This is a genomic window from Nocardia sp. NPDC050435, assembly GCF_040655395.1.
GTDB lineage: Bacteria > Actinomycetota > Actinomycetes > Mycobacteriales > Mycobacteriaceae > Nocardia.
Genome location: NZ_JBFAJW010000017.1, coordinates 1 through 23781, shown reverse-complemented (window position 1 = coordinate 23781; position 23781 = coordinate 1). Strand labels below are relative to the sequence as shown.

At 68.2% G+C, this 23781-nt stretch carries 29 protein-coding genes; 15 read left to right on the top strand and 14 right to left on the bottom strand.

The genetic code is table 11. The annotated features are described in order from the left end of the window. The first annotated feature begins 36 nt into the window (after nucleotides 1-36). Nucleotides 37-900 (top strand): helix-turn-helix transcriptional regulator, encoded by an 864-nt coding sequence (locus tag AB0I43_RS37660; RefSeq protein ID WP_356981573.1) that lies wholly within the window; start codon nucleotides 37-39, stop codon nucleotides 898-900. Between the two features lie 18 nt (nucleotides 901-918). Here the strand turns inward: AB0I43_RS37660 and AB0I43_RS37655 are convergent, their stop codons facing one another. Together AB0I43_RS37655 and AB0I43_RS37650 are read right to left on the bottom strand one after the other, a co-directional pair. Beyond that, complete coding sequence (locus AB0I43_RS37655; RefSeq protein WP_356981572.1) at nucleotides 919-1656, bottom strand: hypothetical protein; 738 nt, start codon at nucleotides 1654-1656, stop codon at nucleotides 919-921. Beyond that, entirely contained in the window at nucleotides 1646-2272 is a 627-nt protein-coding gene (locus AB0I43_RS37650) for a CDP-alcohol phosphatidyltransferase family protein (RefSeq protein ID WP_356981571.1), read from the bottom strand. Before AB0I43_RS37650 ends, AB0I43_RS37655 begins: the two co-directional genes overlap by 11 nt. Nucleotides 2273-2484: 212 nt before the next feature. Here AB0I43_RS37650 and AB0I43_RS37645 point away from each other — a divergent pair, with 212 nt between their 5' ends. Beyond that, entirely contained in the window at nucleotides 2485-3453 is a 969-nt protein-coding gene (locus tag AB0I43_RS37645; RefSeq protein WP_356981570.1) for an RNA polymerase subunit sigma-70, read from the top strand. 85 nt (nucleotides 3454-3538) lie between these two features. Continuing rightward, a complete protein-coding gene (locus AB0I43_RS37640) occupies nucleotides 3539-3976 on the top strand; it encodes an SgcJ/EcaC family oxidoreductase (protein ID WP_356981569.1) in 438 nt (145 codons plus the stop codon). Between the two features lie 33 nt (nucleotides 3977-4009). On the opposite strand, the gene AB0I43_RS37635 is transcribed toward AB0I43_RS37640, so the two are convergent. From AB0I43_RS37635 to AB0I43_RS37625, 3 genes are read right to left on the bottom strand one after another with little or no spacing between them, the layout of a single operon-like run. Next, complete coding sequence (locus AB0I43_RS37635) at nucleotides 4010-4330, bottom strand: hypothetical protein (RefSeq protein ID WP_356981568.1); 321 nt, start codon at nucleotides 4328-4330, stop codon at nucleotides 4010-4012. 21 nt (nucleotides 4331-4351) lie between these two features. After that, nucleotides 4352-4699, bottom strand: a complete 348-nt coding sequence (locus AB0I43_RS37630) for a hypothetical protein (protein ID WP_356981567.1) — start codon at nucleotides 4697-4699, stop codon at nucleotides 4352-4354. Between the two features lie 35 nt (nucleotides 4700-4734). After that, nucleotides 4735-5304: a TetR/AcrR family transcriptional regulator gene (locus AB0I43_RS37625; RefSeq protein WP_356981566.1), complete on the bottom strand. Its 570-nt coding sequence runs from the start codon at nucleotides 5302-5304 to the stop codon at nucleotides 4735-4737. A gap of 99 nt (nucleotides 5305-5403) precedes the next feature. Between AB0I43_RS37625 and AB0I43_RS37620 the strand changes: the two genes are divergently transcribed. Beyond that, nucleotides 5404-5841, top strand: a complete 438-nt coding sequence (locus tag AB0I43_RS37620; RefSeq protein ID WP_356981565.1) for a DoxX family protein — start codon at nucleotides 5404-5406, stop codon at nucleotides 5839-5841. A gap of 158 nt (nucleotides 5842-5999) precedes the next feature. Here AB0I43_RS37620 and AB0I43_RS37615 read toward each other — a convergent pair whose 3' ends face one another. Then, a complete protein-coding gene (locus AB0I43_RS37615; protein WP_356977951.1) occupies nucleotides 6000-6749 on the bottom strand; it encodes an SDR family oxidoreductase in 750 nt (249 codons plus the stop codon). A 19-nt stretch (nucleotides 6750-6768) separates the two neighbouring features. After that, nucleotides 6769-7137 carry a hypothetical protein gene (locus AB0I43_RS37610; protein ID WP_356977950.1) on the bottom strand — a complete coding sequence of 123 codons (369 nt, stop codon included), beginning with the start codon at nucleotides 7135-7137 and terminating at the stop codon, nucleotides 6769-6771. 222 nt (nucleotides 7138-7359) lie between these two features. Between AB0I43_RS37610 and AB0I43_RS37605 the strand changes: the two genes are divergently transcribed. From AB0I43_RS37605 to AB0I43_RS37595, 3 genes are all read left to right on the top strand, one after another. After that, a complete protein-coding gene (locus AB0I43_RS37605; protein WP_356977949.1) occupies nucleotides 7360-7839 on the top strand; it encodes a sigma-70 family RNA polymerase sigma factor in 480 nt (159 codons plus the stop codon). A gap of 188 nt (nucleotides 7840-8027) precedes the next feature. After that, nucleotides 8028-9224 carry an N-acetylmuramoyl-L-alanine amidase gene (locus AB0I43_RS37600; protein WP_356977948.1) on the top strand — a complete coding sequence of 399 codons (1197 nt, stop codon included), beginning with the start codon at nucleotides 8028-8030 and terminating at the stop codon, nucleotides 9222-9224. Nucleotides 9225-9325: 101 nt separating this feature from the next. Beyond that, a complete protein-coding gene (locus tag AB0I43_RS37595) occupies nucleotides 9326-10360 on the top strand; it encodes a CobW family GTP-binding protein (RefSeq protein WP_356977946.1) in 1035 nt (344 codons plus the stop codon). 13 nt (nucleotides 10361-10373) lie between these two features. On the opposite strand, the gene AB0I43_RS37590 is transcribed toward AB0I43_RS37595, so the two are convergent. Genes AB0I43_RS37590 through glp form a run of 3 tightly spaced genes read right to left on the bottom strand, consistent with a single transcriptional unit; the run spans nucleotide 10374 to nucleotide 13077 of the window. Further along, a complete protein-coding gene (locus AB0I43_RS37590) occupies nucleotides 10374-10799 on the bottom strand; it encodes a molybdenum cofactor biosynthesis protein MoaE (protein WP_356977944.1) in 426 nt (141 codons plus the stop codon). Beyond that, nucleotides 10792-11850, bottom strand: a complete 1059-nt coding sequence (gene moaCB, locus AB0I43_RS37585) for a bifunctional molybdenum cofactor biosynthesis protein MoaC/MoaB (RefSeq protein ID WP_356977942.1) — start codon at nucleotides 11848-11850, stop codon at nucleotides 10792-10794. Before moaCB ends, AB0I43_RS37590 begins: the two co-directional genes overlap by 8 nt. 33 nt (nucleotides 11851-11883) lie before the next feature. Then, nucleotides 11884-13077 carry a gephyrin-like molybdotransferase Glp gene (glp, locus tag AB0I43_RS37580; RefSeq protein WP_356977941.1) on the bottom strand — a complete coding sequence of 398 codons (1194 nt, stop codon included), beginning with the start codon at nucleotides 13075-13077 and terminating at the stop codon, nucleotides 11884-11886. 139 nt (nucleotides 13078-13216) lie between these two features. On the opposite strand from glp, the gene moaA reads away from it, so the two are divergent. The 4 genes from moaA to AB0I43_RS37560 all read left to right on the top strand — a co-directional run bounded on the left by moaA (nucleotide 13217) and on the right by AB0I43_RS37560 (nucleotide 16600). After that, entirely contained in the window at nucleotides 13217-14275 is a 1059-nt protein-coding gene (moaA, locus tag AB0I43_RS37575) for a GTP 3',8-cyclase MoaA (protein WP_356977939.1), read from the top strand. Next, the gene (locus AB0I43_RS37570; RefSeq protein WP_356977937.1) at nucleotides 14268-14510 is read left to right on the top strand and encodes a MoaD/ThiS family protein; all 243 of its coding nucleotides are present in this window, start codon (nucleotides 14268-14270) and stop codon (nucleotides 14508-14510) included. Before moaA ends, AB0I43_RS37570 begins: the two co-directional genes overlap by 8 nt. Before the next feature lie 100 nt (nucleotides 14511-14610). Next, nucleotides 14611-15321, top strand: coding sequence for a YciI family protein (locus tag AB0I43_RS37565; protein WP_356977935.1), 711 nt, complete (start codon nucleotides 14611-14613; stop codon nucleotides 15319-15321). 7 nt (nucleotides 15322-15328) lie between these two features. Then, nucleotides 15329-16600, top strand: a complete 1272-nt coding sequence (locus tag AB0I43_RS37560) for a sigma-70 family RNA polymerase sigma factor (RefSeq protein WP_356977933.1) — start codon at nucleotides 15329-15331, stop codon at nucleotides 16598-16600. 3 nt (nucleotides 16601-16603) lie between these two features. Here the strand turns inward: AB0I43_RS37560 and nadE are convergent, their stop codons facing one another. Beyond that, nucleotides 16604-17428 carry an ammonia-dependent NAD(+) synthetase gene (gene nadE, locus AB0I43_RS37555; RefSeq protein ID WP_356977931.1) on the bottom strand — a complete coding sequence of 275 codons (825 nt, stop codon included), beginning with the start codon at nucleotides 17426-17428 and terminating at the stop codon, nucleotides 16604-16606. Between the two features lie 6 nt (nucleotides 17429-17434). Next, nucleotides 17435-18034: a helix-turn-helix domain-containing protein gene (locus AB0I43_RS37550; RefSeq protein ID WP_356977971.1), complete on the bottom strand. Its 600-nt coding sequence runs from the start codon at nucleotides 18032-18034 to the stop codon at nucleotides 17435-17437. A 151-nt stretch (nucleotides 18035-18185) separates the two neighbouring features. Here AB0I43_RS37550 and AB0I43_RS37545 point away from each other — a divergent pair, with 151 nt between their 5' ends. The 4 genes from AB0I43_RS37545 (at nucleotide 18186) to nrdE (ending at nucleotide 22075) form a co-directional block, all read left to right on the top strand. Next, entirely contained in the window at nucleotides 18186-18755 is a 570-nt protein-coding gene (locus tag AB0I43_RS37545) for an NAD(P)H-dependent oxidoreductase (RefSeq protein WP_356977929.1), read from the top strand. 449 nt (nucleotides 18756-19204) lie between these two features. After that, the gene (gene nrdH, locus AB0I43_RS37540) at nucleotides 19205-19438 is read left to right on the top strand and encodes a glutaredoxin-like protein NrdH (protein WP_356977927.1); all 234 of its coding nucleotides are present in this window, start codon (nucleotides 19205-19207) and stop codon (nucleotides 19436-19438) included. Nucleotides 19439-19472: 34 nt separating this feature from the next. Beyond that, nucleotides 19473-19928, top strand: coding sequence for a class Ib ribonucleoside-diphosphate reductase assembly flavoprotein NrdI (nrdI, locus tag AB0I43_RS37535; RefSeq protein ID WP_356977926.1), 456 nt, complete (start codon nucleotides 19473-19475; stop codon nucleotides 19926-19928). Between the two features lie 65 nt (nucleotides 19929-19993). Next, the gene (nrdE, locus tag AB0I43_RS37530) at nucleotides 19994-22075 is read left to right on the top strand and encodes a class 1b ribonucleoside-diphosphate reductase subunit alpha (protein ID WP_356977970.1); all 2082 of its coding nucleotides are present in this window, start codon (nucleotides 19994-19996) and stop codon (nucleotides 22073-22075) included. 55 nt (nucleotides 22076-22130) lie between these two features. Here the strand turns inward: nrdE and AB0I43_RS37525 are convergent, their stop codons facing one another. Continuing rightward, entirely contained in the window at nucleotides 22131-23135 is a 1005-nt protein-coding gene (locus AB0I43_RS37525) for an Rpn family recombination-promoting nuclease/putative transposase (protein WP_356977924.1), read from the bottom strand. Nucleotides 23136-23382: 247 nt separating this feature from the next. After that, on the bottom strand, nucleotides 23383-23643 hold the full coding sequence (locus tag AB0I43_RS37520) for a DUF4351 domain-containing protein (RefSeq protein ID WP_357433570.1): 261 nt from the start codon (nucleotides 23641-23643) through the stop codon (nucleotides 23383-23385). Nucleotides 23644-23781: the final 138 nt, after the last annotated feature.

Sequence of the window (23781 nt, the reverse complement as noted above, 5' to 3'; positions counted from 1 at the left end):
CTGGCACCAATACTGCTACCCACAAAGGGATCTCGGATGAGCGACGACCACCGCGCCGAACTGGCCGATTTCCTCAAAGCGCACCGCTCCCGCCTGCGCCCCGAAGACGTCGGCCTGCCCGGCGACATGGTCCCGGGCCGCCGCCGCACCCCGGGCCTGCGCCGCGAGGAGGTCGCCGAGCTCGCTGGGGTGAGTCTCACCTGGTACACCTGGCTGGAGCAGGGCCGCAAGATCGCCGCCAGTCCCCAGGTGGTGGACGCGCTGGCGCGGGCGCTGCGGCTCGATCCGGTGCAGCACCGGCAGCTGCGGCGGCTGGCGGGGCTGGCCGATCCGGCGGTGGAGTATCTAGGGGGAGAGGAGACCAGCCGCCTGCAACGGCTGGTCGACACCATGCACCCGGCTCCGGCGGTGGTGCACGACGCCCGCCTGGATTTCATGGTCTGGAATACTGCCTTCAGCTGGATTCGCACCGACCCGAGCGCGTTGCCGCCCGAGCGCCGGAATCTGCTGTGGTGGATGTATACCGACGAGCGCAACCGGTCCATGATGCGCCGCTGGGAGCCCGCGGCGCGCGCCATCCTGAGCCAATTCCGGGTCCTGCTGAGCAACGCTCCCGGCGATCCGCGCCTGACCCGGGTGGTCACCGAACTGAGCGCCGCCAGCCCTGAATTTCGCACCTGGTGGGCGGAATACCCCGTGCAGGACTTCCAGCCCACCACCATCGGCATCGACCACCCCGAGGCCGGCCCGCTCGACCTGGAACTCTTCCAGCTCCGCCTGGTGGAGAACCCGGAACTCCTCCTGGTCGCCCAACTCCCGGCCACCGCCGCCGACCGCGCCCGCATCCAGGCTCACCTGAAGACTTCTATCGCCGACCGAGTGATCGGCGAGCCTCTCTGACCCGGATCCCCTCGTGTATCAAGGATCCGACGAGTCGCCTGCCGTGTTCTCATGCCCGGTTTCACCTGCTGAAACCTCCGGCTCCCGCTGCTGCCGCCACTTGACCACGACCGGGATGCCGATGGCGATGCTGATTGTGACGATGACGATCATGAGGTACGGCAGGCTCGGCGGGGTTTCCTGTAGTGGTACGAGTATCGGGGGTGGGACGTTGTACAGCCCAACCAGATAGACAATGCCGACCACCAGGAGCGCAAGGATCGACTTGTAGCCGTTCATAACGTTGGGTGCGAGAGTCAGAAAGCTCGCCACAGCCGGAATGTATGGACTGGTCGGGATGCCGCCGGTCTGCAATATCAGAAGACCGAGAAACATAAACTCGGATATGGTGAAGATCCAGACGAACAGGGTCATCGCACTCTTGTCGAGCAGGTAGTGACCAGTCGCGCTTTCCGATCCGCGTGGGTTTTCGGTTCCGCTGATTATTTTTACTGTCTTGAGGATATCTTCGACCGCAGGCCGGGCCACATACCGCCAGCCGTAGGCCAGGATGACCACTATCAGGTCAACGGCCAGCAGGATTACCGGGACTGCAATATGTTCCCGGGTTGCCCAGCTCATTATCACCACGAAGATCAACAGCAGGAACGAGACATGGCAGATGATGCTGGCCTGTAGCTCGGCTGGCACGGTCGTCAGGAGTGCCGCAGACTCGCCCGGCGTGTACTTGTCGCGATCCGGTGGGTTATTCGTCACCCTCATTCCCTCGTGTTCGGGGCAGGCTTGCGGGTATCGAGATGACGCCGCGTGAAGCACCCTGGGCCAGTAGAGTTCTCATGTGCGCCAGATAGGTGGCGGTGCACCACGTCAGCGCCGCTACAAGGACGAATGTCAGCGTCGTCGGCACCTGTCCGAACATCACGAGCATGGCGCCGGTGACGGCTGTACCGATCCCGATCGCCTTGTGCGAACCCGCACCTACTCCGATGAAGCCGCGCCGTACGGCTATTACCGAGATCGGCAATTGCAGGCAGTCTCGCGCCAGCAAGGCTATCCATAGCGTCGGCACCGCCATAGCTGTGAGTCCATAGGTCAGGAAAGCTGCATGAATCGCAAAGCGATCGACGGTCGAATCCATTGCCCGCCGCCGTAGCGAATCTTCGCCGCGCCGCCGTGCCAGGATTCCGTCTGTCACGTCCACGAGAACGAACGTCGAGAGGGTCCCGATAGTCAGGTAAGGGGAATTTACGGCGATGCCGCCTATCAGGAGTGGGACCAGCAATAGCCTTGCGCCGGTGAGGATTTCCGTCGGTGAGAATGCCTTACGTCCACTGGAGGGCGGCGCGTCGCGGCCTGTGTCTACTAGTAGCATCTGTCTCCCCTTCCGCGTTGAGCCGTACGCTACCAACCTGCAGTGCCCCGCAGTCCGACTATCGAATTAGATCTACCGACCAATTCAACTGGGATCCGACATCTCTCGGCCGTCTCTAGCTAGGCAAACAAATTAAGATTCGGCATAGAAACGTGATGCGGGTGATCCGGGGCCCCGCCGGAGATCGGTGTGGTTGTGCCAAGATCGAGGCGATGGACGACCCGCAGGATTCCGCCGCCGATCGAGACGAGTTTGACCGCCTCGCTGGACCGTTGCGGGCCGAGTTGCATGTGCACTGCTATCGGATGCTGGGTTCGGTGCACGATGCCGACGACGCGTTGCAGGAGGCGCTGCTGCGAGCTTGGCGGGCGCGGGCGAACCTGGCCGACGCGCGGAACTTCCGCCCGTGGCTGTACAAGATCGCCACGAACCGTTGCCTGACCATGCTCGAGCGCCGCGGCCGGCGGGAACTGCCGATGGACAGCGCCGCGGAAGTGCCTGCGGCGGAACGCTTCTGGCTCGAACCCTATCCCGGCTCCGGCCCCGTCGAGCCGGGCCCGGAGGCGCGCTATACCGCTCGGGAGGCGCTGGAACTGGCCTTTCTGGCCATGCTCCAGCAATTGCCGGGAGTGCAGCGCGGCGCGTTGATCCTGCGTGACGTGCTGGGTTTCACGGCGAGCGAGACCGCGGAACTGCTGGAGGTGACGGTGGCCTCGGCCAACAGTGCTCTGCAACGGGCCCGCGCCCAGGTCGGCCAGCGGGCCTTGGCGCCGGGGCGGCCTCCGGACGATCCGGAGACACGCCGCCTGGCGGTGCGCTACGCGGCCGCCTGGGAAGCCGAGGACCTGGAAGCCATCATCGCCCTGCTCGCCGCCGACGCCCGGTACGCGATGCCGCCGATGCCCGAGTGGTATCTGGGCCGCCCCGCGATCCGGAAATTCCTGATCGCCCACCCGCTGCGGTGGCGCTGGCGCTTCCGGCCCACGGTGGCCAACGGCCAGCCCGCCTTCGGCACCTACATGTGGAACGCCGAGCACGGCGTATTCGAGGCCATGGCCCTGGACGTGCTGACCGTGCGCGACGGCGCGATCACCGAGGTCGTGTCCTTCCTCGACCCGGCGTTGTTCCCCCGCTTCGGGCTGCCCGAGGCCGTGCCGGAGGAGTCCGCCGCGCGGCGATGATTCCGCCCTCCCGCGCGGGGTCATACGGGTGGTGGGAGTTCCCCACCGGCCGGAACGGTTCCGGCCCAGCGAAGGGATACCGACGATGTCGCAAGACGAAGCCCAGATCCGCGCCCTGATCCACCGGTGGGCCGCCGCCGTTCAGGCCGGCGACCTGGCCGGGGTGCTCACCGGCCACACCGAGGACGTGGTCATGTTCGATGTCCCGCCCCCGCAGAACGGTGTCCGCGGTATCGACGACTACCGGGCTACCTGGCCACCGTTCTTCACCTGGTTGGCCGGCGGCGCGGTCTTCGAGATCCTCGACCTCGAGGTGACCGCGGGCACGGACGTCGCGTTCGCCCACGCCCTGCTGCGCTGCGCCACACCGGACGACCTCGCCGCCGCGCCCGATCGCCGCCTGCGGCTCACGCTGGGCCTGCGCAAGGACGAGCGGGAATGGGCGATCGCCCACGAGCATCACTCGTATCCGGATACCTCGGTCGTCGTACCGAGCGTCGCGGACGAGGACGCCAACAGGTGACCGGGGACTCGCGCCCGGCAGACCGGACCGCATTCAGCTGTAATCGATTGTCACACAGCCATTTCGATCCACCGTGACGACGAAGCTCTGCCACGCCCCGGCATGCAGCTCGTGCAGCGCCATCATGTCGCCGGTGACGGCCGCCGTCTCGTAGGCCGGCACCCGGTCGAGCGCGAAGCGGCGGAAAGTGCCTGCGCCGTCGTCGAATTCGAGCGTGGTGCGGGCCCAGCCGGGACCGATGTCACCGCGGGCGCGCAGGCGCGCCGCGCCGGGCGGGAGCGCGGCGCGCAGAGTCCGTGCGACCCGGTCGGTGATGTCGGTGGCCGGATCTCCGGCAGCCGCAGGTGAACTCATGGGTCCCTCCCCGTGGAGCGGTCAACTCTCCGCCGCACCAGGCCATTCGTCCACGATGACCAGGCCGTCGTCGCCGAGCATCGCTCCGTACCGCTCGGCGACCAGTGCGACCGGGTAACTCGGCCAGTATGAGACAGCGCCGGTCGCCTTGTCGATGACGGCGACCGGCGCCAGCGGCGGCGCGGCGGTCCGGTCGGCGGTGCTCGGCACCCGCGCCACCACCGTGAAACACGACTCGAATTCGGTGATCTCGTTCTCGACCCCGGCGACCGCATCGCCCGGATCCGACAGGTGGGTGGCCGCGATCCGCTCGGCCTCGGGCAGCGCCACCGGTACGGCGGCATCGGTCGGATAGGCATGCACTTGCATGGTTCTGCCTATCACAGATAGAAATCGCCTGCGGTTCAATCGAGTTGGACGGTGGCCAGCATCTCCCTGGCCAGCGCCTCCGGATCGTCGGTGCCGGCCAGCGCCGAGTTCGACAGCGCGCCGTCGCGCCACAGCGAGGCGAAGCCGTGGACCAGCGACCACGCGGCCAATTGGATGGCGCGCTGCCGCTGTCGCGGCCGGGCGGGCTCCAGGTCGGTGACGCCGGAGCGCAGGGCCGCGCCGGAGCGGTCGCGGGCGGCGGCCAGCTCCGGATCGTCGGCGCGCAGCAGGTCCCGGCGGTACATCACGTCGAAGTGGCCCGGGTGTGCCAGCGCGAAACGGACGTAGGCGACCGCGACTTCCCGGAAATCCGTTCCGGCGCGGGCTTGTTCGGCAGCCAGGAGATCGAAGCCCTCGATGGCGAGCGCGGTGAGCAAGCCGGCGCGATCGCCGAAGTGGTGGGCCGGGGCGGCGTGCGAGACCCCGGCGCGGCGCGCCAGCCCGCGCAGCGACACCGCGTCCACGCCTTCGGTCGCGATCTGCTCGGCGGCGGCGGCCAGGATCTCGGCCCGCAGATCGCCGTGGTGGTAGCTGCTCTTTGCCATGTCTCGATCATGACCGTCAATCTAGTCATTGACAAGTTTCCCGGCACGTGGCTAATCTTGTCACTGTCAAGATTCGCTGCCACTGCACAGGAGACCCCGATGGCACCGCTGATCGTTCTCGTCGTCGTCACCGCGATCGCCCGCCTGACCGGCTCGCTCGCCGACCTCGCCTGGCTGGATTCGTGGCCGCACGCGGCCACGCTCGGGCTGGCCGCCATGTTCCTGCTCACCGCGACCGCGCACTTCGCCGAACCGCGCCGCAGCGCGCTGATCGCGATGGTGCCGCCGCGGCTGCCCAACCCGGGCGCCTGGGTCACCCTGACCGGCGTCCTCGAGATCGCGGGCGCGATCGGGCTGCTGATTCCGGCCACCGCGAAGATCGCGGCGATCGCCCTGGCGCTGATGATGCTCGCGATGTTCCCCGCCAACATCCGGGCGGCCCGGGCGGATCTCGGCATCAAGACCATGCCGCTGCCGGTGCGCACCGTGGTGCAGGGCGTCTTCCTCGGGGCCGCCGCGCTGGTGGTGCTCGGCTGAGGCCCGGAAACGGAGAAGCTCGACGGCACCCGGTGCCGTCGAGCTTCTCACTTCCCCCGCGTGCCCTGCTCCCCCCTCCTGGAGCAGGCCCCGTGGGGTTGATAAGAACAATGCCTTGGGGTACTTGACAGGGCCTTAAAGCACCCTTAAAGGAGCGATCACCCCATCCGGGCGATCACCGACCCCGGCAGCCGGGGGAGCACGAGATCGAGCAGGCGCCAGGGCCATTCGGGCACGCAGGCCCGCGTCTGCTCCTTCTCGATCGCCCGGACCATCGCGCCGACGCCCTTGTCCAGCGGCGCGACCAGCTTCGCGTCGCCCGCCTTGGCGGCCATGTCGGTGGCGATGAAGCCCGGCAGCAGCGTGGTCACGGCGATGGGGGAGCGCGCCAGTTCGACCGCGAGCGCCTCGCCCAGCGCCGCGAGTCCGGCCTTGCTCGCCGAATAGGCGGCCTTCTTGCCGGGCAGGCCGCGCACCGCGCTCATCGAGGACACCAGCACCAGGTGCCCGGCGTTCTGCGCGCGGAAGACCTCGAGCGCCGCCTCGGCCTGGGCCAGCGCGCTCACGAAATTCGTTGTCGCGGTGGCGAGATTGGCGTCCGGGCGGCCGCCGCCCACGCGCGCGCCCTTGCCGATGCCCGCGTTCACGATCACCCGGTCCAGTCCGCCCAGTTCCGTGCGCAGTTCGCCGAAAACCTCGGGCACCGCGGCATGATCGTCGACATCGAGTGTGCGCACCGCGACGGTGATCTCCGGATGCGCCGCGGTCAGTTCCGCGCGCAGGGCTTCCAGGGCGTCCGATCGCCGTGCGCACAACGCCAAGTCGCGGCCCCTGGCCGCGAACTCGCGCGCCATGCCCGCGCCCAATCCGGCGCTGGCTCCGGTGATCAGAATCTTGGTCCTCGTCATACCGAGGACCCTAACTGTCTCAGCCGCCGAAGGAACCGGTGCTGGGCGGCCCCACCAGCCGCCACGGGCCGCAGTTGGTGGTCTTGAACGCCACGTCGGTCGGCTTGATCAGCGCCCGCACCGGCCGCACCCGGGTGAAGTCGTTGCCGATGATGTAGTTCTGATTCGTGTTGTCGCCCTCCACCTTCCACAGCCGCCGGTAGTCGCAGCCGTAGGTCGGGTCGGGGGTGCCGGGCGCCTCGTACCAGCCCGGCTGGATATCGACGCCGACCAGGTAGAGGCCGTCGCCGGGCATGGTGGTCGCGGGCTCGGCCGCGGCCACTCCGGACATGGACATCGTCAGCGCGGACGCCATCGCGCCCGCGACCACGAACGCGCGTGCACGCATGATCTGCTCTCCCTTGTGAAGCGGGCCCGACCCCAGCGGTCAGAGATACCAGAACTCTGTCATAGCCGCAGTCGATTCCGGAGATTCTGATCACCTGCACAACGCCGGGGCGCGGATTCGCCCCGGGCGGTTGTCATTCGGACGGTCCGCCGCGATATCCATGGCGTGAAAGGTTGTGGCACCCCCTGCGCCGGCTTGTGCACCGAGCAAGGCATCTCCGCTGTGTTGAAGGCCGACCGCGCGCTGCTGCACTGGCGCGCCATGCGCGGGCTCGGCGATTCCGGGCTGGCCGAGCAGGCCGTCCAGGAGACACTGCTGCGCGCCTGGCGGGCTTGCGCGCGCTTCGACGCCGGCAAGGGCAGCGTGCGGACCTGGCTGCTGGCCATCCAGCGCAATGTTCTGATCGATATGGGCCGCGCCCGCGCCGCTCGCCCGGTGGACGCGGAATGGTCCGAGCACGGCGATCTGCTCGAGCTGCGGCACGCCAGCCCGGACTTCGCCGACAGCCTGCTCGACGGCATGGTCGTGGACGACCTGCTGGCCCGTCTGCCCGCGTTGCAGCGCGAGGCGGTGGTCGAGGTGATCCTGCGCGATCGCGCCTACCGCGAGGTGGCCGCGGACCTCGGCGTCCCGGTCGGAACCGTGAAAACCCGCGTTTTCTACGCTTTGCAGGCCCTGCGCAGGGTGCCACTGGCCGCCTGACCAGCACCGATGAGCAACACAGTTCGATAACGGTGCTTGCATCGCCGTGACTTATGTTGCGACAGTTAACCGGTGAGTTTGGTGTGACTAGTGGGAAGGGAGGGGTGCTCCATTCCGGGGCGCCGACACCGCACATGAAGCCAAGAACTCTGAAAACCGGCCTTTGCACCGGCGTCACGGCCGCGGTCGTGGCCACGGTATCCGGCCTGCTGCCCGCCGCCGCGCACGCCGCTCCGGTGCCGCCGGAGCTGGCGACGAAACTGCTCGGCAAGACGATCTTCTTGGACCCCGGCCACCAGGGCCCGCAGCACGGCGAGAACCTGTCGCGGCAGGTGAACGACGGCCGCGGCGGCACCAAGGACTGCCAGACCACCGGGATGGTCACGGCCAACGGCATTCCCGAGCACACCATCAACTGGAATGTCGCCCAGCTGGTGAAGTCGGCGCTGGAGGGCCTCGGCGCGCAGGTCGTGCTGAGCCGCGGCGACGACAGCGGCTGGGGCGGCTGCGTCGACGACCGCGCCCGCGCCGCCGGCGCTTCCGGCGCGCAGGTCGCGGTGAGCATCCACGCCGACAGCGCACCGCCCGCGGACCACGGCTTCCACTTCATCGTCCCGGCGCTGCCGATCCCGGATCCGGCCGTCCACCAGGCCCAGTCGGCCGCGGGCCTGGCGGCCACGACGGTCGTGCGCGACGCCTACCTACAGGCGGGCTTCGAGTCCGCGAACTACGCCGGTGTGCAGAACGGTCTGCAGACGCGCGCGGACATCGCCGGTCCGGCGCTGTCCACGGTGCCGACGGTCTTCGTCGAGATGGGCAACGGGGCCAACCCCGAGGACGCAGCGGTCCTGGAGAGCGACGCCGGGCAGCTGCGTCACGCCATGGCGATCACCACCGGCCTGGCGAGCTACCTGCTGGGCGTGCCGCCGGGCGGCACCGGGTCCGCGGCGGCGCCCGACGCGGCCGCCCTGGCCCAGCAGCTGACGGCCCCGACCACGGCGCGCGGCGTGCCGGAGTCCACGCCGGAGACCATGCCGCTCTCGCAGGGCTACCGCGTGGTGCCCGGCACCCAGACCTCGCCGAGCACGACGCAGAAACCGCAGAGCCAGCGCACATCCGATTGTCCGTCGACCGGCGCCGCCAAGACGCCGGGCTGCCCGGAGCCGGGTGCCCAGTCGACCCCGAAGTCCACACCGGGCACCGACACTCCGGGCACCGGCAAGCAGGACTCCGAGCAACTCGACAGCGGCACGCTGCTCAGCGCGGGCATGCAACTGCTGATGCCGCTGATCCGCTCGTTCGGCATGGACAACTCCGCGATCACCTCGGAGCTGATCAATCTGGCCTACACGCTGGCGAGCACCCTGCTCGGTCCCGCGAAATAGATCCGCGACCCTGTCCCGGCCGCCCGGACTGCCGGACGCCCCGTCGGAGCCCACCCTCCGGCCGGGCGTCCGGCAGTGCCGGTTCTACTAGGCTCGTCCGGGTGGCTGAGCGGATTCCTGTTCTGATCGTGGCCGGATTTCTCGGATCCGGGAAGACGACGCTGCTCAACCATCTGCTCCGCAACACCCGCGGCACCCGGGTCGGGGTGGTGGTCAACGACTTCGGTGCGATCAATATCGACGCCATGCTGGTCGCCGGTCAGGTCGACACCATGGTCTCGCTGGGCAACGGCTGTGTCTGCTGCGCGGTCGACGTCTCCGAACTCGACGACATGTTCGCCGCCCTGTCCGAGCCGCGCGCCCGCATCGACGTGATCGTGGTGGAGGCCAGCGGCCTGGCCGAGCCGCGCAACCTGATCCGGATGGTGGTGGCCAGCGCGAATCCGCGCATCCGCTACGGCGGGCTGGTGGAGGTGGTGGACGCCGAACAGTTTCCGGCCACCCGGGAGCGGCATCCGGAATTGGTCACCCACCTGCGGCTCGCGGACCTGGTGGTGCTCAACAAGGCCGATCGGGTCCCGGCCGGGGACGCGGCGCGGCTGCGGGCCGAGCTGGCCGAGCTGGTGGGGCAGGTCCCGGTCTACAGCACCACGCACGGGCGGATCGAGCCCGGCCTGCTCTTCGACGAGCCGCTGCGCGAAGCACCCACGCAGGCCGAGCAACTGAGCTTCGACGAACTGCTGGCCGACGACCACGACCACGCCGACCCCGACCACCGGCACCTGCACGACGACTACACCAGCGTGTCCTTCAGCAGCGAGCAGGATCTGGATCCGCGCCGCTTCGTCGACTTCCTCGAGGACCCGCCCGCCGGGCTGTTCCGCGCCAAGGGTTTCGCGGCCTTCGCCGTCGCCGGGGAACGCCGGAAGTTCGGCTTCCACCTGGTCGGCCGGCACCTGGTCTTCGCGCCGAGCGCGTGGTCGCGCGGCGAAGCGCGCCGCACCGACCTGGTGCTCATCGGCGCCGGGCTGGACACCGAGCCGGCGGTGCGGCGGCTGCGCGAGACCGTCCACACCGCCGCCGAACCGCTGGACGAGCAAGCGCTGCTGGGTGTTTGGCGCTACACCCCGCACTGATCGACCGCGGCGATTAGCCGCAGGCGTTGACCCATTCGGAGAGGCCGTCGGCGAAGAGCTGCCGTTTCCAGATCGGCACCTCGTGCTTGATCCGGTCCACGAGTTCCGCGCAGGTGGCGAACGCCTCGGCGCGGTGCGGCGCCGCGACCGCGACGACGATGGCGAGATCGCCGATGTGCAGCGGGCCGACGCGATGCACGGCCGCGACCGGCAGCCCCGACGCGGCCGACACCTCGGCGCAGCACTTGCGCAGGAACCGCTCGGCCTCCGGGTGCGCGGAGTACTCCAGCGCCGAAACCGATTGTCCGCCATCGTGATCGCGCACCTTGCCGGTGAACACCACGACCGCGCCGTGCCGCGGCCCGGTCACCGCCTGTTCCACCTCGGCGGGATCCAGCGGCTGATCGCTGATCCGGGCGACTGCTACGTCTTCACTCATGGTTGCCGCCTCCGGCTACTTGCGCGAGCAGATGATCGAGGAGCGGTTCGAGCACCGCGATGCCGTCTTTCACTCCGCCGGGCGAGCCCGGCAGGTTGACCACCACCGAGTGCCCGGCCAGTCCGGCCACGCCCCGGCTGAGCGCGGCCAGCGGGAACTTCGCGACACCGCGCTGCCGGATCGCCTCGGCGACGCCCGGCAGTTGCCGATCCAGCAGTGCCAGGGTGGCCTCGGGGGTAGCGTCGGTGGGTGAGGCGCCGGTGCCGCCGGTGGAGATCACCAGGTCGGGTTCGAAGCGCAGGGCGTCGGCCAGGCCGAAGGAGATGTCGGCGTCGGCGTAGACGAGCGGGCCGCGCACCGAGAAGCCCAGTCCGGCAAGCCACTCCACCAGCACCGGGCCGGTGGTGTCCTCGCGCGTGCCGGCCGCCGCGCCGGTGGAGGCGACCAGGACCACCGCGGATCCGGTCTCCGGGGCATCCGGACGACGGCGCTGGGCCTCGTGCAGCTGGCCCAGCGGGTCCGCGGCCGCGATCGGCTCGTCCGGGGTGCTCGCGGATTGTGCCGGGGCACTGCCGTTTTCGGGGGAGCGCTCCCAATGTCCTTGCTTGCCACCCTCTTTGGTGAGCAGCCGGACACCGTTCAGCGTCGCCGCCGGATCCACCGCCTTCACCATGTCGTGCAGCGTCAGCCCGGCCACCGCGACGGCGGTCAGCGCCTCCATCTCGACGCCGGTCTGGCCCCGGGTCTTGGCCGAAGCCTCGATGGTGATGCTGGTGTCGGTGAACCCGAACTCCACCTTCACCGAGGACAGCGCCAGCTGATGGCACAGCGGGATGAGCTCGGAGGTCTTCTTCGCGCCCATGATGCCCGCGACGCGCGCCGTGGACAGCACGTCGGCCTTGGGCATGTCGTCGGCGCGCACCAGCGCCACCACCTCGGCGGTGGTCTGCAGTTCACCGGCCGCGACCGCGATCCGGGTGGTCTCGCTCTTGGCACTCACGTCGACCATGCGGGCCCGGCCCTCGCGGTCGACATGCGACAACTCACTCATACCGTCCAGCCTCGCACAGTCGCCTCCCCGTCCTCACAGCGCGCGCACGCCGACGGTCGTGCCGGCCGGCAGTTCGGTGATCTCGGCCGGGACGTCGATCAGCACGTCCGCCCAGGCCATCCCCGCCACCAGGTGCGAACCGGTGCCCGCCGCGGGCCGCACGCCCTCGGCGGTGACCCGGCCGCGCAGGAACTGCCGGCGACCGGCGGGGGAGCGCACCGCGTCCAGCAGGGGCAGCTCCCGGACCTCGATCTCGGGCAGGCCGCCCAGGCGGCGCAGGATCGGGCGGGCGAACACCTCGAACGACACCATGGTGCTGACCGGATTGCCCGGGAAACTCAGCACCGGCACGCCGTCGACGACCGACAGGCCCTGCGGGCCGCCGGGCTGCACCGCGACCGCGCCGAAGGTGCCGCCCAGCGGCGCCAGCACGTCCTTCACGACCTCGAAATCACCCTGCGAGACGCCGCCCGAGGTGAACACCACATCCGCGGAAGCGGTTGCCGCGTCCAGCAATTCGCGGAACTGGGCCGGGTCGTCGGTGCTGTGCCGGACCGAGACCACCAGGACGCCGTTGGCGGCCAGCGCGGCGGCCAGGGCGATGCCGTTGGAGTTGTAGATCTGCCCGGGACGCAGGGTGCTCCCGGCCGGGACCAGCTCGTCGCCGGTGGTGACGACGGCGGCCCGGATCGGTTCGAACACCGGCACCTCGGCCAGGCCCACCGCCGCCAGCGCGGCGATATGGCGCGGATTCAACGCGACCCCGGCGGGCACCAGCAGATCGCCCTCCTGCACGTCGGTGCCCGGTTCACGGACGAAATCGCCTGCGGCGCGGCCCCGTTCGATGGTGACGCCGCCGTCCGCCGCGCGTGTGTCCTCCACCGGCACCACACAATCGGCGCCCGGCGGGATCGGGGCGCCGGTCATCACCTTGAGCGCCGCGCCCGGCGGGAGCGGCGTCTCGCCCGGATTGCCCGCCGCGACCACGCCCGCCAGCGGCAACGTGACCGGCGTCGTGGCCACCGAATCGGCCCGCACCGCGTAGCCGTCCATCGCGGAATTCCGGAACACCGGCAACCGCACCGGCGAGCGCACCTCCTCGGCCAGCTGCCGACCCAGCGCCTCGGGCACCGGCACGGACTCGACCGCGCGCGCGGCCAGCGGGCGCAGCAGCTGTTCGATGGTCTCGCGATATTCGTCGACGGACCTGGCTGGTCGGGAGCTCATGACCAGCAGCCTAGGGCTTCGGTGATTCGGCCGATACGAGCTCACCGCCGTGCGGCCCGCTTCGTGAGATCGTCCGAAGAGCTGTGCGGCTTACCACGCGCCTCTGCCCAGGCGCGGTACTGGCAGACATAATGAGGGGGTGACGTTGGTCGAGATGGGCATCCCCGCCGTGCGATCAGGGCGCCCCTCGCTGGACGGGCGGCCCGAATCCCCGTTCCTGATAGACCGCTTCGGGCGCACCGCGCGCGATCTGCGTGTCTCCATCACCGAGAAGTGCTCGCTGCGCTGCACCTACTGCATGCCGGAGGAGGGGCTGCCCCCGATCCCGAAGGACGATCTGCTCACGGTCGAGGAGATCGTGCGACTGGTCGTGCTGTCGGTGCGCGAGCTGGGCATCGAGGAGGTGCGCTTCACCGGCGGCGAGCCGCTGCTGCGCCGGGATCTGGAGCAGATCATCGCGGGCTGCCACGCGCAGGTGCCCGGGGTGCCGCTGGCGATCACCACCAACGGCGTGGGCCTGAAGCATCGCGCCCGCGGCCTGGCCGAGGCCGGGTTGCACCGGGTGAACGTCTCGCTGGACACGGTCGACCGGCTCGGTTTCGCCCGCCTCACCCGCCGGGACCGCCTGGAGTCGGTGTTCGCGGGCATCCGCGCCGCCCGGGACGCGGGCCTGGCCCCGCTCAAGGTGAACGCGGTGCTCATGCGCGAAACCCTTTCCGGCGCGGCCGATCTGCTGCAATGGTGCCTCGACGAGCAGTGCGAACTGCGCTTCATCGAGGAAATGCCGCTGGACGCCGACCAGGAGTGGGCGCGCACGGAGATGGTCACCGCCGCCGAACTCCTCGAGGTCCTGGGCGCGCGTTTCGACCTGGTCGAGGCCGGGCGCGTCGATCCGTCCGCGCCCGCCGAGAAGTGGCTGGTGGACGGCGGCCCCGCCACCGTCGGCATCATCGCCACCGTGACCCGCAAGTTCTGCGACACCTGCGACCGCACCCGCCTCACCGCGGACGGCATGCTGCGCTCGTGCCTGTTCAGCGATCAGGAATACGATCTGCGCGAGGTGCTGCGATCGGGGGCGAGCGACGCGGAGATCGCCACCCTCTGGCGCGGCGCGATGTGGAACAAGTGGGCCGGTCACGGCATCGATGCCGCCGATTTCGTCCCTCCGGAGCGCACGATGGGAGCCATCGGTGGTTGAGATCCGCTACTTCGCCGCCATCGCCGACGCCGTCGGCAAGAGCAGCGAAACCCTGGACCTCCCCGCGGCGGCCACCATCGCCGACTTGCGCGGCGTCCTGGCCGATACCTACGGCCCCGACCTGGACAAGATGCTCGGCGTCTGCGCCTACCTGATCGGTGACGAACTCACCCGCGATCCGTCGACCGCGCTGAGCGCCCGCGTCGACGTGCTGCCGCCCTTCGCGGGCGGCTGATCTCCCGCCGGGCCGAGTCGATGTAGAGAATCCGGCCCGTTGTTCGTCGTCTTGATAACGAGGGGTGTCGGACCCCTCCGATTCGAGGGAGGATGGCGAGATGTACTACCTGGCGACGATGGTAGGACGAGAAGACGCGAGCCCGGAACCGGGCAGCCCGGAGTTCGAAGCCGAGGTCCAGCGCTACGCGGACTTCGAGCAGCGAGCCGCCGCGGCGATCGCCGGCGGCGCGGCGCTGTATCCGGCCGCGACGGCACTCACCGTGCGCCGTGACGGCAACCAGGTGCTGGTCACCGATGGTCCGTTCACCGAGCAGGCCGAGGTGGTCGGCGGTTTCTATGTGCTGGACTGCCCTGATCTGGACGCGGCCATCCAGGTGACGCGCCAGATCCCGGCGGCGACCGACGGCCCGATCGAACTGCGCCCGATGGTGCAGTACTCCCCGCACGACACCCCGGGCGCCGACTGGTGGCTGGCGCTGCTGTGGGATCGGCCCGACGCCGTGATCGCGCCCGGTACACCCGAGTGGGACGCGGCGATCACCGAGCACACGCGCTTCGGCGAAAGCTACGCGGCGGCGATCCGCGGCGGCGGCGCACTGCAACCGCCGACAGCGGCGACCACCGTGCGCGTGCGCGCGGGCGAACTACTGCTCAGCGATGGACCGTTCGCCGAGTTCGCCGAGGTGGTCGACGGCTTCTACCTCTTCGCGGCCCCGGATCGCGCCGCCGCCGCGGACATCGCGGCGCACATCCCCTGCGCCGCGAAGGGGCACATCGAGGTCCGGCAAGTCGTCGACCTCGGCGAATAGGGTGGGCGTGGCCGGTCTCGGCGCCGTCTATCGCGCCGAGTTCGGCCGCGTACTGGCCACTCTGGTGCGGCTGACCGGTGATATCGGCCTGGCCGAGGACGCGGTGCAGGAGGCGTTCGCCGACGCGCTGCGCAGCTGGCCGGAGCAGGGGCGGCCCGCGAATCCGGGGGCTTGGCTCACCACCGCCGCCCGGCATCGCGCGCTGGACCGGTTGCGGCGCGAATCCGCGCGAGCGTCAAAGGAAAAGGACGCGGTGCTCGACCGGTCCGCTGCTCGCACGCCGGACGCGGTGCTCGACCGGGGCGGGTTATCCGCGCTCGACGAGGAGTTGGACATGTCCCCGGTCGCCGACGACCAGCTGCGGATGATCTTCACCTGCTGTCACCCGGCGCTGTCGGCCGAATCGCAGGTCGCCCTGACCCTGCGGCTGGTGTGCGGGCTGCGCACGGCGGAGATCGCCCGCGCCTTCCTGCAACCGGAACACACGGTGGCGCAGCGCCTCACCCGGGCGAAGGCGAAGATCCGGCAGGCGGGCATCCCGTTGCGGGTGCCGCCCGCGGACCTGCTGCCGGAACGGGTCCCGGCCGTGCTGTCCTGCATCTACCTGGTGTTCAGCGAGGGCTACTTCGCCACCACGGGTCCGGCGGCGGTGCGTGACGACCTGTGCGACGAGGCGATCCGCCTGGGCCGGCTGTTGTGCGGACTGCTGCCCGCCGAGTCCGAGGCCCGAGCCCTGCTGGCCCTGATGCTGCTCAACGACAGCCGTCGCGACCAACGCCGTTCTCCGGACGGGGAATTGGTGCCCCTGGAAGAACAGGACCGGTCCCGCTGGAATTACGCCGCCCGCGAATCCGGCCTGCGCTGCCTGATCTCGGCCGCGGCCGACGGGCCCGGCGGTCCCTACCTCGCGCAAGCCCGGATCGCCGCGGCGCACGCTTTCGCGCCCACCTGGGACCAAACAGACTGGGGTGCGATAGTTTCCGCCTACGACGAACTCGCTTCGTATTCCCGTTCGCCCGTGATCGAGGTGAATCGCGCCGTCGCGCTCGCCTTTCGGGACGGCATCGACGCCGGGTTGGCCGCTCTGGACGCAGTAGCCGCGCACCCCCGATTGGCCGGTACGCACCACATCTTGGCCACGCGCGCCGACCTCCTCCGCCGGGCAGGGCGCCACACGGAGGCCGCCGTCGACTACCGCCGGGCGCTGGCGGCAGTCGACAACGAGCAGGTGCGGCGGTTTCTGACCCGCCGCCTCAGCGAAGTCGAAACCGCCGGATGACGCTCAGCGCCACCAGGTGTCCAGCGGCGTCACCGGGACGGTGCGCTTGTGCCGGGTGTTGCGGAAGATCGACTCCACCTTGGCCGCCACCTCGTCGGTGACGTCCTTGCCCTCCAGGTAGTCGTCGATCTCGCTGTAGCGCAGCCCCAGCGCTTCCTCGTCGGGCAGCGCGGGCCGGTCGTCCTCGAGGTCGGCGGTCGGTACCTTGGACCAGATGCTGGCGGGCGCGCCGAGTTCCTGCAGCAGCGCCGCGCCCTGCCGCTTGGTCAGGCCGGTCAGCGGGGTCAGGTCCACGCCGCCGTCGCCGTACTTGGTGAAGAACCCGGTGACCGCCTCGGCCGCGTGATCGGTGCCGACGACCAGCAGGTTCTCCTGCCCGGCGATGGCGTACTGCACCACCATGCGCTCGCGGGCCTTGATATTGCCGCGCACGAAGTCGCGGAGCTTGTCCACCTTCACCGCCGAGGCCACCTCGGCGGCGACGGCGTTGGCGCTGGGCCGGATATTGACCACGACGGAGCGTTCGGGCTGGATGAACCGCATCGCGACGCGGGCGTCGGCTTCGTCGGACTGCACACCGTAGGGCAGGCGCACCGCGACGAACGTGGCGTCCACGTCCTCGGCGCGCAGCTCCGTCACGGCCAGCTGGCATAGTCGGCCGGCCAGGGCGCTGTCCTGCCCGCCGCTGATGCCGAGCACGAAACCCTTTGCGGGAGTGGCGCGCAGATAGTCCTTGAGAAAATCGACGCGCCGCCGGATCTCTTCCTTCGGTTCGATGCTCGGCTGGACACCCAGCTCCGTGACGATCTGTTCGCGCAGACTACCCATGGCAGTTCACTCTACGATGCGCCGCACGAAGGCTTCCCAGTTGTCACCGATTTGTCCGCGGGTATAGCCGAGGACGTTCATCTGGTGCATCACCATCGGCGCGCCCAGCACCGCCAGCAGGGCATCGGCCAGCAGCGGGACCTCGCCGGGCGCGTTCGCCTCGCGCAGGAGCAGCGAGACGTGCGCTTTGAGCAGGCCGTAGGGCGGGCCGGCGTAGCGGTCGGTGCCCTCGCCGAGTTCGGCGGCGCGGTGCAGTTCGCCTTCGACCTCGATGTCGAGCAGCCGGGACCGGCCGAAGGCGATCAGGCGATCCAGCGGCGGCGCGCCCGGGCCGAGCGGGGGCGGGCCGAACATGAAGGCGCCCTGGAATTTGCGGTCGGAGTGGTCCAGCAGGGCGCGCATCAACCCCGTGCGGTTGCCGAAGCGGCGGAAGACGGTACCTTTCCCTACACCGGCCCGTTTCGCGAGCGCGTCCATGGTCAGGCCGTCGGCGCCCTGTTCCCGCACCAGCTGCTGGGCCGCGTCCAGGAGTAATTGCCGGTTGCGGGCGGCGTCGGCGCGCTCGTGCGCCTCGGTGCCCGCGGGCTGTCCGGAGCTCAGCGGCAGCAGGTTGCGCACGCCCGGCCCGTCGCCGGGCAGCGATGTGCTGTAGGTCACGGTACTTCTCGCACTCTCGGAGGAATGGAACCGGACCACAGTCCGGTTAGTGTCTGGTGAAAGCTTCCCACCACTAACGCTCAGTACATCAGGAGTCATCATGGCCGAGACCCGGATCCTCGCTCTCGTCGGTAGCTTGCGCGCCGCCTCCATCAATCGTCAGCTCGCCGAGGCCGCGGCCCAGACCGCGCCGGAGGGCGTCGAGATCACCCTCTATGAGGGCCTGGGTGACATCCCCTTCTACAACGAGGACATCGATGTGGAAGGCGAGGTGCCCGCCGCCGCGCAGGCGCTGCGTGACGCCGTCGCCGCCGCGGACGGCGTGCTGCTGGTAACCCCGGAGTACAACGGCACCATTCCCGCGGTGCTGAAGAACGCCATCGACTGGGCGTCGCGGCCGTACGGCGTCGGCGCGCTGAAGGGCAAGCCGGCCGCGGTGGTCAGCGCGTCCATCAGCTCGAACGCGGCGCGCTGGTCGCACGGCGACGCGGTCAAGGCGCTCGGGGTGGCCGGCAGCGCGGTCGTCGAGGCCGCGCACGCCCACTTCGGCGTGATCGGCGAGCGCTTCGGCGCCAGCCATCCGCGCGACGACGCCGAGGCGCTGACCGAGCTGAGCGCGTCGGTGCACGAGTTGGTGCAGGCGGCGCGTGGTGAATTCGTGTCGGCCTGAGCAGCCTCCCGCCTGTAGTAGAGGCCGTCCGGTGCGCACCGGGCGGCCTCTTGGTGTGTGCGTGTCGTGTGCTCTCACATGAGGTGGACGAGACAGCGGGGGCCGGTGTGACAGAAGCGCCGGAAAATGTTTGCTGAGAAAGAGCTGCGGTACAGAATTGTGATCTAAGCCACTGTCGTGTCGTGTTGCGAATCAACTGGCCAGGTACTTACCGCCGGGAAATTTCATCTTTGTGACTCGCTACATGTCGTGTTGGATGAATCTGTCGGCCACTAGGTGTAGTGTCTTCACTGCTGGAAGACGAAGCGAGACACCTCTCGGGGAGCACCACTTCGAACCGGTGCGAACAGGGGTTTCGCAGCCGGATCCAGGAGTTTGCGCAGCACATGTGGGAACGCACTGCTATCGGATCACTGGCTGTGGATCAGAGACTTGGAGAGAGGGACACCATGACGATCACCGTGTACACCAAGCCCGCTTGCGTCCAGTGCAATGCCACCTACAAGGCCCTCGACAAGCTCGGGGTCGAGTACGACGTCATCGACATCTCCGAGAACACGGAGGCGCGTGACTACGTGATGGCCCTGGGCTACCTGCAGGCCCCCGTCGTCGTCGCCGGTGAGGACCACTGGTCCGGCTTCCGGCCCGACCGCATCAAGTCGCTCGCGACTGTCGCCGCCTGATCTTCTACGTTCCTTCGAGGAGGGAGACCCGACCATGACCGGTCTGGTGTACTTCTCCAGCGCCTCGGAGAACACGCATCGATTCGTCGAGAAGCTGGGTCTCCCGGCCACTCGCATACCGCTGCACGCCGCCGCCGAACCGCTGCGCGTCGACGAGCCCTACGTGCTGATCGCCCCCACCTACGGGGGCGGCCGGCATGTTCTGGGGGGCACTCGCGACGACAAGGAATTCGTACCGCGGCAAGTCGCCAAGTTCCTCAACGATCCGCACAACCGTGCCCTGCTGCGCGGGGTGGTGGCGGCCGGCAACACGAACTTCGGCGATACCTTCTGCGCTGCCGGTGAGGTCATCTCGCGTAAATGCGGGGTGCCGTACCTGTATCGCTTCGAACTCATGGGAACCGCTGAGGACGTCGCACGCGTCCGCGAGGGATTGGGATTGTTTTGGCAACAGCAACGACAGCACCGGCAGGCAAGTCAGCTCGTCTAGAGCAGCAGCAGTCGGTCCGTAGCGCGGAGGCCGGTGAGGTCTTGGATTACCACGCTCTCAACGCGATGCTGAACCTGTACGGCCCGAACGGCGAGATCCAGTTCGACAAGGACCGCGAGGCCGCGCACCAGTACTTCCTGCAGCACGTCAACCAGAACACCGTCTTCTTCCACAACCTGGACGAGAAGCTCGATTACCTGGTCGAGGAGAACTACTACGAGCCCGAGGTGCTGGAGAAGTACAGCCGCGCGTTCATCAAGCAGCTGTTCAAGCAGGCCTACGCCTACAAGTTCCGGTTCCCGACGTTCCTGGGCGCGTTCAAGTACTACACCTCGTACACGCTCAAGACCTTCGACGGCAAGCGCTACCTGGAGCGCTTCGAGGACCGCGTCTGCATGGTCGCGCTCACCCTCGCCGACGGCGATCAGGTGCTGGCGAGCAAGCTGGTCGACGAGATCATCGACGGCCGCTTCCAGCCCGCCACCCCGACCTTCCTCAACTCGGGCAAGAAGCAGCGCGGCGAGCCGGTGTCCTGCTTCCTGCTGCGCATCGAGGACAACATGGAGTCCATCGGGCGCTCCATCAACTCCGCGTTGCAGCTGTCCAAGCGCGGCGGCGGAGTCGCGCTGCTGCTGAGCAACATTCGCGAGCACGGCGCCCCGATCAAGAAGATCGAGAACCAGAGCTCGGGCGTCATCCCGATCATGAAGCTGCTGGAGGATTCGTTCTCCTACGCCAATCAGCTCGGCGCGCGTCAGGGCGCGGGCGCGGTGTACCTGCACGCGCACCATCCCGACATCTACCGCTTCCTCGACACCAAGCGCGAGAACGCGGACGAGAAGATCCGCATCAAGACCCTCTCGCTGGGTGTGGTGATCCCGGACATCACCTTCGAGCTGGCGAAGAAGAACGAGGACATGTACCTGTTCTCGCCGTACGACGTGGAACGCATCTACGGCAAGCCGTTCGCCGACATCGATGTCACCGAGAAGTACTACGAGATGGTCGACGACAAGCGCATCCGCAAGTCGAAGATCAAGGCACGCGAGTTCTTCCAGACCATTGCCGAGCTGCAGTTCGAGTCCGGCTACCCGTACATCATGTTCGAGGACACGGTGAATCGGGCCAACCCGATCGCCGGCAAGATCACGCACTCGAACCTGTGCTCGGAGATCCTGCAGGTGTCCACGCCGTCGCTGTTCAACGACGATCTGTCCTACTCCCATGTGGGCAAGGACATCTCGTGCAACCTGGGGTCGATGAACATCGCCAAGTCGATGGATTCGCCGGACTTCGCCCAGACCATCGAGGTGGCGATCCGCGCGCTGACCGCGGTGTCGGATCAGACCCACATCTACTCGGTGCCCTCGATCGAGCAGGGCAACAACCAGTCCCACGCCATCGGCCTCGGGCAGATGAACCTGCACGGCTACCTGGCGCGCGAACGGGTGCACTACGGGTCCGAAGAGGGCATCGATTTCACCAACATCTACTTCTACACCGTTGTCTTCCACGCGATCCGGGCCTCGAACCTGATCGCCCAGGAGCGTGGTAGCTACTTCGGCGGGTTCCCCGAATCGAAGTACGCCAGCGGTGAGTTCTTCGACAAGTACACCGAGCAGGTGTGGGAGCCGCGCACCGAGCGCGTGCGCGAACTGTTCGCCGACGCGGGCGTGCACATCCCCACCCAGGAGGATTGGCGTCAGCTCAAGGCCCTGGTGATGGAGCACGGCATCTACAACCAGAACCTGCAGGCGGTGCCGCCGACCGGCTCGATCTCCTACATCAACAACTCCACCAGCTCCATCCACCCGGTGGCGTCGAAGATCGAGATCCGCAAGGAAGGCAAGATCGGCCGCGTCTACTACCCGGCCCCCTACCTCACCAACGACAACCTCGAGTACTACGAGGACGCCTACGAAATCGGCTACGAGAAGATCATCGACACCTACGCCGCCGCCACCCAGCACGTCGACCAGGGCCTGTCGCTGACGCTGTTCTTCAAGGACACCGCCACCACCCGCGACCTCAACAAGGCCCAGATCTACGCCTGGCGCAAGGGCATCAAGACCCTCTACTACATCCGCCTGCGTCAGATGGCGCTGGAAGGTACCGAAGTCGAGGGTTGCGTGTCCTGCATGCTGTAGGGCTTGGCTTGCGAAAGGGCGGTCTCCGTAAGGAGGCCGCCCTTTTTGTGCGTGTTCAGTCCCGGAATACGTCCTCGATGCTCTCTGCGGTGAGGATCCGGGTCGCCCAGAGTTCCATCTGGGCGATGCCGGAACTGTGCACGGTGTCTTCTATTCCCGGTGGGAGAACCCCGAATCGAACCTTCAGCAAGCTGAGTAACATCACTGCGCGTCCGTGTGCTTCGCCTTCTGCGCGCCCCTCAGCGCGTCCTTCGGCGCGTCCTTCACTGCGGAGCCGTGCGGCAGTCGTCATCAGGAGCTCCTTCGCTTCCGGGTGTATTTGCTCGAAGAACGGATACATGTCGGGCGTCGGCGTGTCGCCAACGAGCAGGATGTAGGACAGCGGAGTTTCCAGTGTGGCCTTGCCGCCTGGCTCGAGCAATGCCGCGCGCATGGTGTTCAGAAGTGGCCACAGGTCGGTGCCGAGTTGCTTATTGTGTCGAACAATCTTGATCAGTGCCAGCATGATCGCCGTCTGAGGCGTCAGCGGCCGGGCGCACAGTTCGGCGATATCGACGGTGGCGAGGTCTTCCAGCAGAAACCGGAAGCGCGGCAGATAGTCCCCGAGCGCCGCGCGGGTATCGGGGTCCACGTCGATGAGTTCGGAGAGTTCGGTGGGCGCCCGCCAGCGTCGCTGGCCACTGGTGACGTGGACGACCAGCGGGATCACCATGGGCAGCTTCTGAGCCTTGGGATTGTCGTAGAGGTACTTGTCCCAGATGGCGCCGACGTATTTGTACATCCGCTTGGCCATCATCCGATCCGGGCGGCTCTGATGCTCGATGAGCAGATAGATGAAGGCATCGTGCTGGTTCAGGCGTGTCCGGAACAGCAGATCGCTGTGCAGGGACCGCAAGTCTTGGGACACAAAGGTGCCGGGTTGCAACTCCAATGTCTTCCAGTCGATCTGGGCGACCACCTGCTCGGGGAGAACCGTCCGCAACTCACTGGCGGCGTGGATGGGACAGGATAGGACCTGCCGGAAGTAGGAATCGTGCCGGTTCGACTTCGTCGTAGCCATGTTTGGGCAAACTACGCGCGGAGTGGAGGAGACACGCCGATGTCGGGATCGCTGTCGGTGAAAGTTCGTGTCGGGTTCTGGTGGGCGGCTGATCTTTACGGGCCGACTCGGGGAAGTTGAAGATGGCGTACCCCAGGCCGAGCTCCTTTGTCTTGGAGGGCCTTTCGGTGACCTGCTCGGGGTGACGACGGCGGCGGAGGAGCGGAACATGCCGTCGATCCGCCGCCCTTTTCGTGCTCGGGATCGGCTACTGCGGGAAAACGTCCTCGAGGTTCTCCACGGTGAGTACCCGAGTCGCCCAGAGCTCCAACTGCGGGATGTCGGCGCCGCGCACCGTGGCAGCAACCTCTTTCGTCAGCGGTCCGAATTTCACTGTCAGCAGCTTGAGCAGCATTTCCGCTTCGCCCTCGACGCGCCCGCGCGCTTCGCCTTCGATCCGCCCGCGCGCTTCGCCCTCGGTGCGTCCGCGTGCGCGGCCTTCCGCGCGGAGACGTTCGGCAGTTGTCATGAGGAGCTCCTTCGCTACCGGGTGTACCTGTTCGAAGAGCGGACCTAGATGTACTGACCCGAGAGGTTAGGAACGCGGCTGGCTGGTGGGTGACCGCCCAGTGCGGTGTGGCCGCGGTGGTGATTGTAGGTGTGTAGC